Origin of the sequence: Terrihabitans rhizophilus, assembly GCF_033898525.1 — a bacterium.
Taxonomy (GTDB): Bacteria; Pseudomonadota; Alphaproteobacteria; order Rhizobiales; family Methylopilaceae; genus Flaviflagellibacter; species Flaviflagellibacter rhizophilus.
The window spans coordinates 1-14,442 of record NZ_JAXAFJ010000007.1 but is presented as its reverse complement, the minus strand read 5'-3'; the positions used below and the strand labels follow the sequence as shown (position 1 = coordinate 14,442).

The 14,442-nt window shown below is 62.9% G+C and carries 10 protein-coding genes and 1 tRNA gene; 4 read left to right on the top strand and 7 right to left on the bottom strand.

Annotated features, from left to right (window positions below):
- Positions 1-25: 25 nt before the first annotated feature.
- From SCD90_RS11750 to SCD90_RS11740, 3 genes are read right to left on the bottom strand one after another with little or no spacing between them, the layout of a single operon-like run.
- The gene (locus SCD90_RS11750) at positions 26-1,078 is read right to left on the bottom strand and encodes an ABC transporter substrate-binding protein (protein ID WP_319844873.1); all 1,053 of its coding nucleotides are present in this window, start codon (positions 1,076-1,078) and stop codon (positions 26-28) included.
- A gap of 59 nt (positions 1,079-1,137) precedes the next feature.
- A complete protein-coding gene (locus SCD90_RS11745) occupies positions 1,138-1,995 on the bottom strand; it encodes an ABC transporter permease (protein ID WP_319844872.1) in 858 nt (285 codons plus the stop codon).
- A 23-nt stretch (positions 1,996-2,018) separates the two neighbouring features.
- A complete protein-coding gene (locus SCD90_RS11740) occupies positions 2,019-2,783 on the bottom strand; it encodes an ABC transporter ATP-binding protein (RefSeq protein ID WP_319844871.1) in 765 nt (254 codons plus the stop codon).
- 786 nt (positions 2,784-3,569) lie between these two features.
- Between SCD90_RS11740 and SCD90_RS11735 the strand changes: the two genes are divergently transcribed.
- A complete protein-coding gene (locus tag SCD90_RS11735) occupies positions 3,570-5,684 on the top strand; it encodes an NACHT domain-containing protein (protein ID WP_319844870.1) in 2,115 nt (704 codons plus the stop codon).
- A gap of 293 nt (positions 5,685-5,977) precedes the next feature.
- Here SCD90_RS11735 and SCD90_RS11730 read toward each other — a convergent pair whose 3' ends face one another.
- The 3 genes from SCD90_RS11730 to gloB all read right to left on the bottom strand — a co-directional run bounded on the left by SCD90_RS11730 (position 5,978) and on the right by gloB (position 8,863).
- Positions 5,978-7,660 (bottom strand): hypothetical protein, encoded by a 1,683-nt coding sequence (locus tag SCD90_RS11730; protein WP_319844869.1) that lies wholly within the window; start codon positions 7,658-7,660, stop codon positions 5,978-5,980.
- Positions 7,661-7,954: 294 nt separating this feature from the next.
- Positions 7,955-8,029, bottom strand: a tRNA-Gly gene (locus tag SCD90_RS11725).
- 75 nt (positions 8,030-8,104) lie between these two features.
- Entirely contained in the window at positions 8,105-8,863 is a 759-nt protein-coding gene (gene gloB / locus SCD90_RS11720) for a hydroxyacylglutathione hydrolase (protein WP_319844868.1), read from the bottom strand.
- 206 nt (positions 8,864-9,069) lie between these two features.
- Between gloB and SCD90_RS11715 the strand changes: the two genes are divergently transcribed.
- Genes SCD90_RS11715 through SCD90_RS11705 form a run of 3 tightly spaced genes read left to right on the top strand, consistent with a single transcriptional unit; the run spans position 9,070 to position 12,611 of the window.
- Positions 9,070-10,398: a glycerate kinase type-2 family protein gene (locus SCD90_RS11715; RefSeq protein WP_319844867.1), complete on the top strand. Its 1,329-nt coding sequence runs from the start codon at positions 9,070-9,072 to the stop codon at positions 10,396-10,398.
- The gene (gene pyk / locus SCD90_RS11710; RefSeq protein ID WP_319844866.1) at positions 10,391-11,809 is read left to right on the top strand and encodes a pyruvate kinase; all 1,419 of its coding nucleotides are present in this window, start codon (positions 10,391-10,393) and stop codon (positions 11,807-11,809) included. The genes SCD90_RS11715 and pyk overlap by 8 nt, the downstream gene beginning before the upstream one ends.
- 28 nt (positions 11,810-11,837) lie before the next feature.
- The gene (locus SCD90_RS11705) at positions 11,838-12,611 is read left to right on the top strand and encodes a fumarylacetoacetate hydrolase family protein (protein WP_319844865.1); all 774 of its coding nucleotides are present in this window, start codon (positions 11,838-11,840) and stop codon (positions 12,609-12,611) included.
- 309 nt (positions 12,612-12,920) lie between these two features.
- Here SCD90_RS11705 and frc read toward each other — a convergent pair whose 3' ends face one another.
- Positions 12,921-14,177 carry a formyl-CoA transferase gene (gene frc / locus SCD90_RS11700; protein ID WP_319844864.1) on the bottom strand — a complete coding sequence of 419 codons (1,257 nt, stop codon included), beginning with the start codon at positions 14,175-14,177 and terminating at the stop codon, positions 12,921-12,923.
- Positions 14,178-14,442: the final 265 nt, after the last annotated feature.

The following is a 14,442-nucleotide window of genomic DNA, read 5'->3' as shown; positions in this document are numbered from 1 at the left end:
GGCTATGAACCCCGCCTTCCCTAAATCACGGCGCTTCAGCCGCCTTGATGTCGAGGCCGTCCCAGGCCTTCAGGACGATCTCGTCGGTCAGGACCTCGTCAAGCTTGACCGGCCCCGCCAGTGCCTGCTGCTCGCCTTCGCCAAGCTGCAGGTATTCCATGTAGGTGTTCCAGGCCGCCGGGATGAAGGTGCCGTGTTTCTGGACGCTCGGCGGCGCGGTGTAATAGGTCTGCACCAGCTGCCAGTATTGGGGAGCAACGGGGTTGTTGCCGAGCGAGGCTGCCGCATACTTGGTCTTGAGCAGCTGGAACGCGGCATCTGCGTTGGCCATGCCCCAGGCCCGGCCCTTGAGCGTGGCGCGGATGAACTTGACCAGCAGGTCCGGGTCCTTCTTGAACGTCTCGGCCCGCACCGACAGCGCATCGCCCGGGAAGGCTGCAATGACCTCGGGGGTGATGGAACGGGTGGGAATGCCTTGCGCGGGCAGCAGGAGCAGATCGCGCTTGGCGCCGGCATAAGCCTGGATGCGCTTCTCGTTGAGCGAACGGACCGTCGTCGGGTCACCCTCGCCGGCAACGACCATGCGGACATCGGCCGGCTTCAGGCCTGCCTCCAGCACCGAAGCACGAGCCATCGGCACTTCGCCGCCTGCGAGATCGGACAGTCCGAGCACCTTGCCCTTCATGTCGGCCATGGTCTTGATGTCGCTGCTGTCGGGAACGACGACATCGAAGGTGTCGGGATAATAGACCTGCATGATGGCCTTGAGCGGAAACCCACGCTGGACCGTCTGCATCGTGGCGGCTGAGGAGAAGATGCCCCATTCCACATTGCCTGCCGCGAGCTGGCGTGCGGCGTCCGACGAGCCCTTGGAATAGTTCAGGGTGACGTCGAGCCCTTCCTCCTTGTAGAAGCCCTTCTCGATCGCGATGAAAATCGGGAACACCTGCGCCGTCGGCCCCCCCTGCGCGGTCACGCCATTGAACTTGACCAGATCCTCGGCGCTCGCACCGAACATCATGGCCATGGACACGGCCAGGACGGCGGCGCCCTTCTTCAAACAACCCGCGTTTTGCATGTTTCCGGTCCTCTCGTGGAAAGTAGGGCCGGCCGACAGCCCGTCGGCCGGAGGGCGTGTCAGAGCTGTTTCCAGAAGATGATGCGGCTCTCGAGCCACTCGATCAGCTGGTAGACGATGAGGGTGAACAGCGAGAGCAGGATGATGAGCGAGAACACGCCCGCGATATCGAGCTGGAAGTTCATGGCGTAGATCAGGTAGCCGATGCCGGCCGAGGCGCCCACGAACTCGCCCACGATCACGCCGAGCACTGCAAGGGTCCAGCACAGCTTCACGCCCGCCATCATGATCGGCAGCGCGTTCGGCAGCAGCAGGTAGCGGAACGTCTTCCACCGTCCCGCCGTGAGAGAGCGCATCAGCTTCACGGCATTCGGATCGACGGACGACAACCCGGTCAGCGTGTTGAGGAACATCGGGAAGAAGCTCATCACCACGGCGATGGCGATCTTCGATGCCTGATCGAAGCCGAACCAGGTGATGAAGATGGGCGCGAGCACGATCTTCGGCGGCGCCTGCAGGGCAACGAGATAGGGGTAGATCGTTGCGCGCACCACATCGAACATCGCAACGCCGACGCCGAGGATGACCCCGCTCGCGAGCCCAATCGCAAAGCCCCAGAAAATCTCCTGCAGGGTGACCCACACATTGGGCCAGAAATAATCGGCGCCTCCCACACGAAGCGTGGCCCAGAACGTGTCGGCTGGCGAGGGAATGATCAGGGCATGGACGAAGCCCAAAGTCGTGGCGAAATGCCAGATTGCGAGAACAAGGATCCCGAATCCCGCTGCAAGAAGACGGTTGCGGATATTGCGTCGTCTACCCCGGCGCCGTTCCTCAGCAATGAAGCGATCGATGCGCTCGGCATGCGTGTTGACGCTTGTCGGCTCGATCATGTCGGCGGTGGCCTGCATTGTCATATCGGGCTCTCCGTTCGCCGGGATCAGTGATCGACGCCGAGCATGCGGCGGATATCGAAGACGAGTTCGCTGAAACGCGGATCGCGCATGATCTCCGCCTTGCGGGGGCGAGGCAGATCGACGTCGATGATCCCTTCCAGACGCCCCGGCCGCGGCGTCATCACGAAGATGCGGTCGGACAGGAAGACCGCCTCGCCGACATTGTGCGTGACGAACACAACCGTCTTTCCGGTCTTCTCCCAGATGCGCAGGAGTTCGTTGTTCATCGTCTCGCGCGTGAATTCATCGAGCGCGCCGAAGGGCTCATCCATCAACAGCACGCGCGGGTCGTGGGCCAGCAGCCGAGCCAGAGCGACGCGCTGGCGCATGCCGCCCGAGAGTTCGTCCGGGTACCGATCTCCGAAACCGTTCAGCCCCACCATGTCGAGGAGCTCGTCGCAACGTTCAGCCTGCTGCTTACGGTCCAACCCCAAGATGATGCCGGGGAGCTTGACGTTCTCCCGGATGGTTCGCCAGGAAAACAGCACTGATGTCTGGAACATCATTCCGAGATCCGGCCGCGGCGCGTCATGGTGTTTGCCGGCGAGAACGAGCGTGCCGTCAGACTTCTCTTCAAGCCCGCCCAGGATCGAGAGCAAGGTAGACTTGCCGCAACCCGAGGGTCCTACCAGGGATATGAACTCACCTTCCTCGATGCCGAAGGAGACGTTGTCGAGAGCAACGAGAGGCCCCGTTGCGGTCGCATAAACCTTGCTTAGCCTGTTGCCCTCGATCAGTGACTGAGACACGGCACCCCTCCGTTGCATACAATCTTGAATGCAATGAGCGTGCCACTCCGCCGCTGGCGCTGCGCGCCTTCGGAGTCTCCCGAAGAAGGGCTGCCGAACGGGCTATCGCTGCCGCAAGGAGCAGCAGGGCGCCGCCTAATTGGTCTGCGACAGTCTGATGGGTCGTGGCGAGACTTCCTGAGAACTCTCAGGGCGCAGCGTGCCCAGGCAAAGCACGTCCACGTGGGCCAGCATCGGCGCCGCAAATTGGACGCGAAGACACAACAGGACGACTGACGCGAAGCAGGGAATAACCCACGCCTCCCGCCCCCATTCACGGTCGATCTCGATAGCACCCCAGAAACGACAAAAGCCGCGGTTTCCCGCAGCTTTTTGCGTCTTCGACCTGGAGCGAGCGATGGGATTCGAACCCACGACCCCAACCTTCGCAACGCAGGAATTGCGGTGTCTGCTAGGTGCTCCGCAGTTCAATGTCGTGCTAGCCTCTTTACCGACGAACAAGACGTTGCCTCGGCTGCCGTAGCCCCGTGCGGTGCACGCGGGTGAACTGATCCGAAACCAAGGAGAGGCGAGCGACAGTAACCCGCAAGGAACCGCGCGATTTATTTTCCTCGCCAGCTCTCGATAAGCGATGCTTCAGTTCTCGATGATCGCGTCAACGAGGCCGACCTTCTTAAACTAGCCGGCAACAAAATTCTCCTCGGCGAGCCTGGCATGGGGAAGAGTGGGTTGATGCGGGAGTTAGCGCGGCGGCCTGGTGTCGAAGCAGTCACCGCGATCCGGTTCTTGAACGCCAAGAACCCCGAACGGCTGATACCGCCCGGTAACCCCCTGCTGATCGACGGCCTGGATGAGGCGATGTCACGGGGTGAAGGTGACGCAATAGACGCGATCCTCGCGCAGCTCGAAGCGGCCGGAGCGCCTTCTTTCATCCTCTCTTGCCGCTCACGCGAGTGGCAGGCACGCAGCGTGACGAACCTGCGCCAGCTATATGGCGCCGATCCCAAGATCCTCACACTCCAGCCCTTCGACTTTGCCGAGGCCCGGGCCTACCTCGTCGCCCAACATCCAACTGCGGACGCAGAGCATGTACTCGACCACCTAGCGGCGCATAATCTTGATGAGCTCTGTCGCAATCCGTTGACGCTCGGTCTGATGGGACGGGTAGCCGAGAGCGACACGAACTTGCCAGCGACCCGAGCCGCCTTGTTTGAGCGTGTCTGCGCGTTAGTTTGGCCAGAGCACGACGCGGACCGGCAGGACTACGGTCTGGCGCAACTCGCCGAGGATGAGGCACTCGACGCCGCTGGGGCAATCTCGGCAAGCCTGTTGTTCGCCGGCGCCGAAGCGGCCAGCACGGCTGGCGCGGCCCACGTCCAACAAAGCGATCTTCGGCTCGTCGACCTGGAGAAACTGCCTCAGGCACAGGCCGTCCGCTCAATGTTCTCCTCGAAGCTGTTCCACAGCGCCGGCCCGTCGCGCGCGAGGCCAATCCACCGCGTGGTTGCCGAATTTCTCGGCTCGCGCTGGCTCTCTCGGCAGGCACCTTCACCGCGGGTGCAGCGGCGGGTGCTCGCCCAATTGCACGGTAGCGGCGGTGTGCCCGCCAGCCTTCGCGGGCTACATGCCTGGCTCGCTTATCACAGCCCGTCTATGTCGAGGCGGGTTATCTCTGCAGATCCCTATGGCATTCTGCGCTACGGAGAGCCGGCTGCTCTCACTCCGCAACTCGCAGATTGCCTGTTCGAGGCGCTCTGCGTCCTCGCAGAAGATGATCCCTACTTCCGTTCGGCCGACTGGGACAGCAAGACTGCTGCCGGGCTGATGATTCCGACGCTCAAGGCGAAAATCCAAGGGATCATCGACACAGCAGGCAGCAGCGTTCATCTCCGCTCACTGCTCATCGAGGGGCTAAAAGGAACGCCGCTCGCCGCCGACCTCGCGGATACGCTTGAGTCAGTTGTCTTGTCGCAGGAACGCTGCTACCGGGAGCGGGAGGATGCAGCCAAAGCTTTGTTACCGCACCGCGAGCGAAAATGGTGGCGATCCACTATCGCGATCCTGACCAATCAAGCGGGCAGCGATGCGCCACGGTTAGCGCGCCAACTGATACAACACATCGATGCCGATGTGTCCGATGAGGTGATTGTCGCGACCTTGTTTGCAGAGATGGGGGTGACAAGTTGTACTCTGCCACGCCGGACGAAACGACAAGTTCAAACTGTGCGGCGGTATCGTCGCTTGGTGGACGCGATTCCATCATCGCGCCGCTCAGGATTGATCGACCTCATCGTTGATTACGCGGAGCTGCTACGCGAGGATGATTGGCGAAGCCGCAGCCACGTTGCTGACATCGTTGCCCAACTACTGACTCTCGCCATCGACGACGGCGGCGTCTGCGCTGCTCAGGCACCGGTAGTATGGCGCTGGCTGGGGGTTATAGAGCATGCGCACAGCTATGATAACGACGTCAGGCAGACCCTCGCGGATCGGCTGGCCAAACACGATCCGTTGCGGCGTGCCATTCACGCTCATGTAATGGACGGCAACCGCGGCACCCAAACGCTGTTGACGACAGCATATTATCTGAAACTCCGGTTAGTCGGACTTTCCGCCCAACCGGGTGACATTGCCTACGCTCTTGGTCGCTTGGCGCAGGGTGACACCAGGAACCTGGAGTTCCGCCAAGAGTGGATGGAACTGGTGAGGCGCGGCTGGCGGCCCGACGGGCTGGACCCGGATATACGCGCCGCATCAGAAGCATTCCGCCGCGGCGATAAGGTACTGGAGGATTTTCTCCGCCAACTAGAAAGCCCGAAGAAACCTTCTTGGATAATCAAGCAGGAACAGCAGGTAGCTAAGCGCGACCGAAAGCGTAGAGTGGAGTTCGAAACGGGGTAGTCGGCTCCTCGCAGCGTTAGGCTACCCGTCTTTTCGTATAAGGGTCGTCGCCATACAACCGCGATCGACGATCGCTTATTCGGATCCGCGACTTTGGATGCCGCAAAGAGGTCGAGCCTGGCCGGCTCTATGGCTGTAGCAGGCGCAACCTCGTCCTAGATACAGAACCTACAGGCAGCGGTTCCGCGGGGACTGGCAGCAAGTCGCGAGCCCTTCGGCCAAGATTTAACTCGCCGCTGCCCGCTTTACGCGCACTCGATCCACGTCGAGGCCTGAACATCGGCTGCAACCCTTCAGCTCAGGAGGGCGGCTCGCCTGCGGGAGATCGCATCATTGTTAAGTCGCAGAATTGGAGCGACAACGATCGTGCCAAAGACGTCGATGGGTTGATCCTCCCAGCCAATGATTGCTTCATCCGCGACTTCTTCAAGAAAACGCGCAGCATATTCCGGAAATTTGGTGAGGTCCGCATGCGGCTCATCTCCGAACTGGTCCGTCACAAACTTGAGCAGCGGCAGGTTTAACGCCGCTCTCGAACCGATGGCTTTCCACGCGTCGAGAGAACCAAACGAGGAGCGGGAGAGGACACCGGATGCCCAAGTAACCGGTCCAGCTTGAACATTGAAGACCCTTTCGATCAGGGCACTTTTTTCGTCCGCCACCAGGTCTTCGAAGCCCTTAAGCTGCCGAACAGCTGTACGCGTGTTCGCTTCCAGTTGGCGCGTCATGCGAGCCCCACAGGGAGGGATCGCCGCCTTGGCTTGAAACTGGATCGCGGAATTAGTCTTATTGCAGTAAGCGAGTAAGTCGATCTCGCCGCCGCGCCATTGGACGTTAATTCGCGTTTCGACACCAGGGATCCGATCAATCAATTGCTTTGCGTGCCCGAGGAGCGAAGGTTCCAACTCGGCCGAGACAAACTCGTCAAAGCGGCGCCGGTCTAGTTTATTGAGCACGTACAGAACGTTTCTCTCTGCCGTCATCTGAAGAATTGCGCGCGGCGAAACCATCACGGAGCCGTCATAGGTGCTGAAGGGTGTCAGGTAGCCTTCGCCGGAGATTCCCAGCTCGGCGAACGGATCTTCCTCAAAGTATCTGAGAATCTCCGCAGCCCGCTCAGTTGGCACTTCGGCTAGTTGCCGGATGATGCCGTGTACGAAGTCGCGTCGTAACAAGGGCGCGAGCCATTCGAAACATTCAAAGCCGAACCGGTCCTGTTCACGCCGCTGCGAACCAATCGCATGCGCTTCGGCAGCACTTGCCATGCCAAGACACCAGGATGCGAGGGCCATCATGGCCGCCCGTACCCGGACGAATTCCGCATGCTGGAAACCGAGCACGCGCTCGTAAGCGTCAGCGTTGATGAAGGCGTGCTCGCGTACGTTGCCGAGGTGAAAAGTATAGCCCTGGCGAAGTACCGCGTAGAGGTCTGCCACATCGCAATAGGGCCAAGTGTGGACCATGCGCAGAAGACGATGATGATCGTAACTGAAACGCTCGCTCAATGCGGTCAGCGCAAACTCACTCACGATCACATCGAGCGCCTCCATTCGAGCGGCCGATTCGGTCGGGTAGCGCAGGTGGAAACCCGACGGTGTGCACTCGACTGCAAGAGCTTTCCTGTGAACGAAGGGCATCAATTCGCAGAAATGGGAATAAAGCAGCGCCTGCGCGATCTGGCGATGCCCATCGATCGACACGACGCTGAGGGCGTTCTCGATGCCCGTGCCGATCTCCCGCGCGCATTGGCGCAGATAGGGACGCCAGTACGAGAAGCGGGCGATCATGGCGAGCCCCTTCTCGGGTTCAGGTTCACGATGGTTGCGAAATCGCCCGCCGCTGAACGCGTTGTCAGCCGCGATCAGAGCGGCGGAACGCACTGAGCGGTAGGGCAGCTTCCAGAGCGGCAAGCTCTGCATCCGCTCGTCTGCTTTTCTTTCAAACGCAGCGAGTTTGTCATAGGCGTCGTGTGGCATGTCTATGTCTGTGCAGAGTGGTTGAGTGCTCCACAGCCTAAGCGGAGGTCGCCATAGCAGTGACATACCGAACTTGGTATGCGAGCACCCTCACCGTTATCGGCGATATTTGGCTTTTGGGGTTCACGCCCCCATTCTCCGGCCATGATGAGCATCAAGCCGAGATTTTCTATGACAGTGCCTCGGTAACCACGGAGTAACCCGCGCCTCTCGGCACCGTCTCCGGCACTCTCAAGAGCTAACTTTAGAAACGACAAAAGCCGCGGTTTCCCGCGGCTTTTTGGGTCTTCGACCTGGAGCGGGCGATGGGATTCGAACCCACGACCCCAACCTTGGCAAGGTTGTGCTCTACCCCTGAGCTACGCCCGCATATCCAGTTCGGTCCGCGACGTTGCCGTCGCGGTGGGCGGTTCTATGCCCCAGTTCGCCGGGCAATGCAACGCCCTAGAAGCGATCTTTTTGCCCGCGGATTTCGGCGAACAAAGCTGCGGGATCGGCAGCGCTCAGCCCCATCGCCTCGGCAAGTGCCGGATCGTCTGCGCGCAGGAACGGGCTCGTGGTCTTCTCCAGCCCGAGCTGAAACGGCACCGTCGGCACGCCGTCCGCACGCTTGCGCTCGATCTCGGCGGCGCGGGTGCGCAGTCCTTCGTTCGCGGGATCGATGGACACCGCGAAGCGCGCGTTCGACAGCGTGTATTCGTGCCCGGAATAGACAATGGTGTCGTCCGGGAGCTGGCGCAGCTTGCGCAGGCTGTCCCACATCTGTGCGGGCGTGCCCTCGAACAGCCGCCCGCAGCCCAGCGCGAACATGGTGTCGCCGGAGAACAGCAGTTTAAGCTCCGGGAAATGGAAAACCACGTGGCCCAGCGTATGGCCCGGTGTGTCATAGACATCCGCCCACAGCGGACCGACCTCCACGACATCGCCCTCGCGCACCGTGCGGGTCAGGCCGGGAATGCTGCCCGCTTCAGCGGCAGGCCCGATGACCTCCGGCGAGAACGCCTCCACCAGCTCCGCGATGCCCGCGATGTGGTCGTCGTGCTTGTGGGTGATCAGGATATGCGTGATGCGCCAGCCATCCTCGTCGAGCTGGTCGCGGATGGGTGCGGCCTCCGGGGCGTCGACCAGGAAGACGGTGGACCCCTCCTTCACGATGACGGCGTAGTTGTCGGCGAGGCAGGGGACGAGGCGGATCTCGGGCATTGCGCGCTCCTTCGGGGTTGCGGGCAAACTGGCGTCCACTCCCCTCCCCGTCAACCGCTGCTCGCGCGGGCGGGTCCGGCGCACCGTTGCGGCTGATTCGCGGGAAACGGCCACAGCGACAGCTTTTTAGGTATGCCCACCCTGCCCCAGTTGAAATCCGCGGGCACTTCCTCCATCAAGGCGCCTCACCTGGTGGAAGGCAGTTCATGGCACCGGGCACAGCCCCTCAGACGACGTTGTCCGCAGAACCGCGCGACTTCCTGCGATCGCTATTCGATGCAGCGGTCGCGGCAGCGCTTCCGTCGAAGATCGTTCCGCCCCATCTCCCGGAAAAGCCGCGGGGCCGCACCATCGTTGTGGGTGCCGGCAAGGCATCGGCCGCCATGGCCAAGGCTGTCGAGGACAATTGGGATGGCCCCCTCGAAGGGCTGGTGGTCACCCGCTACGGACATGCCGCCCCCTGCACCCGCATCGAGATCGTCGAAGCCTCGCACCCCGTCCCGGACGCTGCCGGGCAGGATGCCGCCCGCCGCATCCTGGAGCTGGTGAGCGACCTCACGGAAGACGATCTGGTGATCGCCCTGATCTCCGGTGGCGGTTCGGCGCTGCTGGCACTGCCCGCCGAAGGCCTGACGCTGGCCGACAAGCAGGCTCTCAACAAGGCGTTGCTGGCCTCGGGCGCGTCCATCGACGAGATGAACTGCGTCCGCAAGCATCTCTCGGCCGTCAAGGGCGGGCGCCTGGCAGCCGCTGCCTATCCGGCCCGCACCGTGTCGCTGCTGATCTCCGACGTGCCCGGCGACGATCCGTCAGTCATCGCGTCGGGCCCCACGGTGCCGGACCGCACGACATTCGCGGACGCGCTCGCCATCGTGCGCAAATACGCGATCACCGAGCCCAGCGCTGCGATCGAACATCTGGAGCGCGGCGAAGGCGAGAGCATCAAACCGGGCGATGAGCGGCTGCAGAACGCCGAGACGCGGCTGATCGCAACGCCGCAGCTTTCGCTGGAAGCGGCCGCCAGCCTGTGCCGCGAGGCCGGCCTCCAGCCGCTGATCCTCGGCGATGCTATCGAGGGCGAATCACGTGAGGTGGCGCGCGTCATGGCCGGCATCGCTCGCCAGGTCCGGCAGTATGGCCAGCCGGCGCCCGCTCCGTGCGTACTGCTCTCCGGCGGCGAAACCACCGTGACCGTGCGCGGCAAGGGACGCGGCGGCCGCAATGCGGAGTTCCTGCTGGCGTTCACCGTCGCCATGGACGGGCTGCCCGGCGTCCATGCCCTTGCCGCCGATACCGATGGCATCGACGGCAGCGAAGACAATGCCGGCGCCATTACCCTGGACGACACCTTGGCCCGTGCTGCGAAGCAGGACGTCAACGCCAAGGCAAGGCTGGCCGACAATGACGGCTACAGCTTTTTCGACGCGCTGGGCGATCTGGTGCACAGCGGCCCGACCCTGACCAATGTCAACGACTTCCGTGCCATTCTCATCCTAGAGGGAGGCGAGCCCACAGCTCGCGAATCCGATGCGTAATCGCAACACCAAGATCGTCGCCACAGTCGGCCCTTCCAGTTCGAGCCCGGAACAGCTCCGCGCTTTGTTCGACGCCGGCGTGGACATGTTCCGCCTGAACATGAGCCATGGCACGCACGACGACCACCGGAAGCGCTTCGAGGCCATCCGCGCCATGGAGAAGGAGACGGGACGCCCGATCGGCATCCTGCTCGACCTGCAGGGCCCCAAGCTGCGCGTCGGCACATTCGCGGAAGGCCCGGTGACGCTCGTCAACGGCGAGACGTTCCGCTTCGACCTCGACAACCGCCCCGGCGACAAGACCCGCGCCTATCTGCCCCATCCCGAAATTTTCGCCGCGGCGCGCCCGGGCGTGCAGCTGCTGCTGGATGACGGCAAGATCCGCATGGAAGTCGAGGAGCATGGCGAGGATTACGCCATCGGCCGCATCATCACCGGCGGCGTGCTGTCCGAGCGCAAGGGCGTCAGCGTCGTCGGCGCGGTCCTGCCGCTCGCGGCCCTGACGGAGAAGGACTACCGCGATCTGGAGTTCGGGCTCGAGAACGGCGCCGACTGGGTGGCTTTGTCCTTCGTGCAGCGCCCCGAGGACATCCTGGAAGCCCGCGAGATCATCGGTGATCGCGCGCTCATCATGTCGAAGCTGGAGAAGCCGGCGGCGGTCGAGCGGCTGGCCGAGATCGTCGAGGCCTCGGACGCCATCATGGTGGCTCGTGGCGATCTCGGCGTCGAGATGCAGCCGGAAGAGATTCCGCCGATCCAGCGCCGCATGATTAAGATGTGCCGCGAATACGGCAAGCCGGTAGTCGTGGCGACGCAGATGCTGGAAAGCATGATCCACACCCCGACGCCCACGCGCGCCGAGGCCTCCGACGTGGCGACCGCAGTCTACGAAGGCGCGGACGCCGTCATGCTGTCGGCCGAATCGGCCTCGGGCAAATTCCCCGTGGTGGCCGTCGAGATGATGAGCCGCATCGTCACCAGCGTGGAAAAGGACCCGGACTACAAGCGGATCCTCGAATCCACGATGCCCAAGGCCAGCGCCACGATCGCGGACGCGATCTGCTCGGCACTGCGCCAGACCGCCGACATCCTCCCGCTGGCGGCGGCCGTCACCTACACCACAACGGGCTCCACGACGCTGCGGGCGGCCCGCGAGCGGCCGCTGGTGCCGATCTTCTGCCTAACGCCGAGCACGGAAACCGCGCGCCGCATGTCCTGCGTGTGGGGCGTCAGCGCCATCGTCACGCGTGACCTCGAAAAGGTGTCCGAGATCGTGGCCTTCGCCACCGATGCGGCGAAGGGCACGGGCGTTGCCAAGGACGGCGACTTCATCGCCGTCACGGCCGGCATGCCTTTCGCGCAGTCCGGCACGACAAATCTGCTGCGGATCTTCCAGATAGGCGACCGCTGAGCAGCAAGAAAAGACCAAGGGGGCATTGATGACGCATTGGGTAAGGTTCCGCCGCAACGGTGTGGTTGCGGTGGGCGCGCTGGAAGGCGAGACGATCGCCGTTCATTACGGTGACCTCTTCACGGGCGCGACCGCCACGGGCGAGACCGTGTCCGTGGGCGATGTGGAGCTTCTCGCTCCCACGGAGCCGACAAAGGTCATCGCCTTGTGGAACAACTTCCACGCACTCGCGGCAAAGCTGAACGTGGCGGAGCCGGCGGAACCGCTCTACCTGCTGAAGGCGGTGTCCTCCATCACCACCCCCGGTGCGGTGGTGAAGCGTCCGAAGTCCTATGATGGCCGCATCGTCTATGAGGGCGAGCTCGGCATCGTCATCGGCAAGACGGCGACCAATGTGTCGGAGGCGGACGCCCTCGATCATGTGCTGGGCTACACCGTGGTCAACGACATCACGGCGGGTGACCTGATCCAGAAGGATCCGACCTTCCCGCAGTGGGCACGCGCCAAGGGCTTCGACGGCTTCGGCCCGTTCGGCCCCTCGATCGCGACGGACGTGGATCCCGCGACGCTGACCGTGCGTACCGTGTTGAACGGCGCGGAACGCCAGAACTACCCGATCTCCGACATGATCTTCCCGGTGGCGAAGCTCGTCAGCCTTCTGTCGCACGACATGACGCTCTATCCGGGCGACCTGATTGCCTGCGGCACCTCGGTGGGCGTCGGCGCCATGAAGGAGCCGGTCAATGAGGTCGAGATCATCATCGACGGCGTCGGATCGCTGAAGAACACCGTCGAGCTCTGATCGGGCTGGACGAGAATGCAAAGGGCGCCGCGAAAGCGGCGCCTTTTTTGTACCGAGCGCTCAAGCCACTCAGCGCGTCCCGGCGAAGGCCGGGACCCATACGCCGTGCCGGCTCGACTGAGTGTCGCGATCACCACCCTATGGCACTTTGCCCTTCCCTATAACTCTGAGTTGTATGGGTCCCGGCCTCCGCCGGGACGCTGTTGATCTGCGTGGAACGATCCGCTGATCGCCAAGTGCCTCCGACCAAGGCACGAACAAAAACGGCGCCCCGAAGGGCGCCGTTCGTGCGTTCAAAAGCCCGAAGGATCAAACGGCCTTGGCCGAATGAAGCTCGTCGATCTGTTCCTGGTTGTAGCCGAGGCTGGCGAGAACCTCGTTGGTGTGCTGGCCGAGCAGCGGCGACGCGGTCACTTCAACCTTGAGGTCGGAGAACTTGATCGGGCTGCCGACGGTCAGGTACTTGCCGAGCTTCGGATGATCGACCTCGACGACGGTGCCGCTGGCGCGCAGCGACGGGTCGTTGGCGATTTCCTTCATCGACAGCACCGGGGCGCACGGGATGTCGAACTTGCGCAGGATGTCGACGGCTTCGAACTTGGTCTTGTCCGAGAGCCACTCTTCGATGACGGCGAAGATGTCGAAGATCTTGTCCTGGCGAGCCTCAGCCGTGTTGTAGGCCTTGTCCTCGATCCACTCTTCCTTGCCAAGCGCGCGGCAGATCGGCGCCCAGGCATGGCCCTGGATGGTGAAGTAGATGTAGGCGTTCGGGTCGGTTTCCCAGCCCTTGCACTTCAGCACCCAGCCCGGCTGTCCGCCGCCGCCGGCATTGCCGCCGCGCGGAACGACGTCCGAGAACTCGCCATGCGGGTACTGCGGGTACTCTTCCAGGTAGCCGATGGCGTCCAGGCGCTGCTGGTCGCGCAGCTTGACGCGGCAGAGGTTCAGCACCGAATCCTGCATGGAGACGGCGACCTTCTGGCCCTTGCCGCCATTCTTGTTGCGGGCATGGAGCGCGGTCAGGATGCCGATGGCGAGATGCATGCCGGTGTTGGAGTCACCGAGAGCCGCCGCGGATACGGTGGGCGGACCGTCCCAGAAGCCGGTCGTGGAAGCCGCGCCGCCGGCGCACTGGGCCACGTTCTCGTAGACCTTGAGGTCTTCGTAGTGATGGCCGTCGGAGAAGCCCTTCACCGAAGCGAGGATCATGCCCGGGTTGATGGACTGGATGTTGTCCCAGCTGAAGCCCATGCGGTCCAGAGCGCCGGGGCCGAAGTTCTCGACCATGACGTCCGATTCCTGGATCAGCTTGGTCAGGACTTCCTTGCCCTGCGGCGTCTTGGTGTCGAGCGTCAGGGACTTCTTGTTGCTGTTCAGCATGGTGAAGTACAGCGCGTCGGCATCCGGGATGTGGCGGAGCTGCGAGCGGGTCACGTCGCCAGCGCCCGGACGCTCAACCTTGATCACATCCGCGCCGAACCAGGCGAGGAGCTGCGTGCAGGCCGGGCCGGCCTGAACGTGCGTGAAGTCGATGATCTTGATACCGGCAAGAGGCTTGTCGCTCATGAGACGTCCCTATGGGTTGTTAAACCTTGGTCCCGGCGCGACCCCGAACGGGTGGCCAGGGAAATGATGCTTTCCACGTACGGCAGTCGCCGGAGCGGGCCGATGGTGCGTGGCGTATATACGTCAAAAAAATCGGCGTGTCAGTCCGGGCGGGTCTGGCCTGTCCGGACTGGGCAGTGTGGGCAGCCGGAGAACGGCTGCCCTTCCCGGAACTCAGCCAGCCTTTTTCTTGCTGACGGTTGAGGTCGGGTTGAGGTTTCCGATG

Excerpts from the sequence above, each read along its gene's own strand:
- SCD90_RS11705 (WP_319844865.1), top strand. The coding sequence starts at position 11,838 with ATGACGCATTGGGTAAGGTTCCGCCGCAACGGTGTGGTTGCGGTGGGC.
- frc (WP_319844864.1), bottom strand. The coding sequence starts at position 14,177 with ATGAGCGACAAGCCTCTTGCCGGTATCAAGATCATCGACTTCACGCAC.
- SCD90_RS11730 (WP_319844869.1), bottom strand. The coding sequence starts at position 7,660 with ATGCCACACGACGCCTATGACAAACTCGCTGCGTTTGAAAGAAAAGCA.
- SCD90_RS11745 (WP_319844872.1), bottom strand. The coding sequence starts at position 1,995 with ATGACAATGCAGGCCACCGCCGACATGATCGAGCCGACAAGCGTCAAC.
- gloB (WP_319844868.1), bottom strand. The coding sequence starts at position 8,863 with ATGCCCGAGATCCGCCTCGTCCCCTGCCTCGCCGACAACTACGCCGTC.
- pyk (WP_319844866.1), top strand. The coding sequence starts at position 10,391 with ATGCGTAATCGCAACACCAAGATCGTCGCCACAGTCGGCCCTTCCAGT.
- SCD90_RS11750 (WP_319844873.1), bottom strand. The coding sequence starts at position 1,078 with ATGCAAAACGCGGGTTGTTTGAAGAAGGGCGCCGCCGTCCTGGCCGTG.
- SCD90_RS11715 (WP_319844867.1), top strand. The coding sequence starts at position 9,070 with ATGGCACCGGGCACAGCCCCTCAGACGACGTTGTCCGCAGAACCGCGC.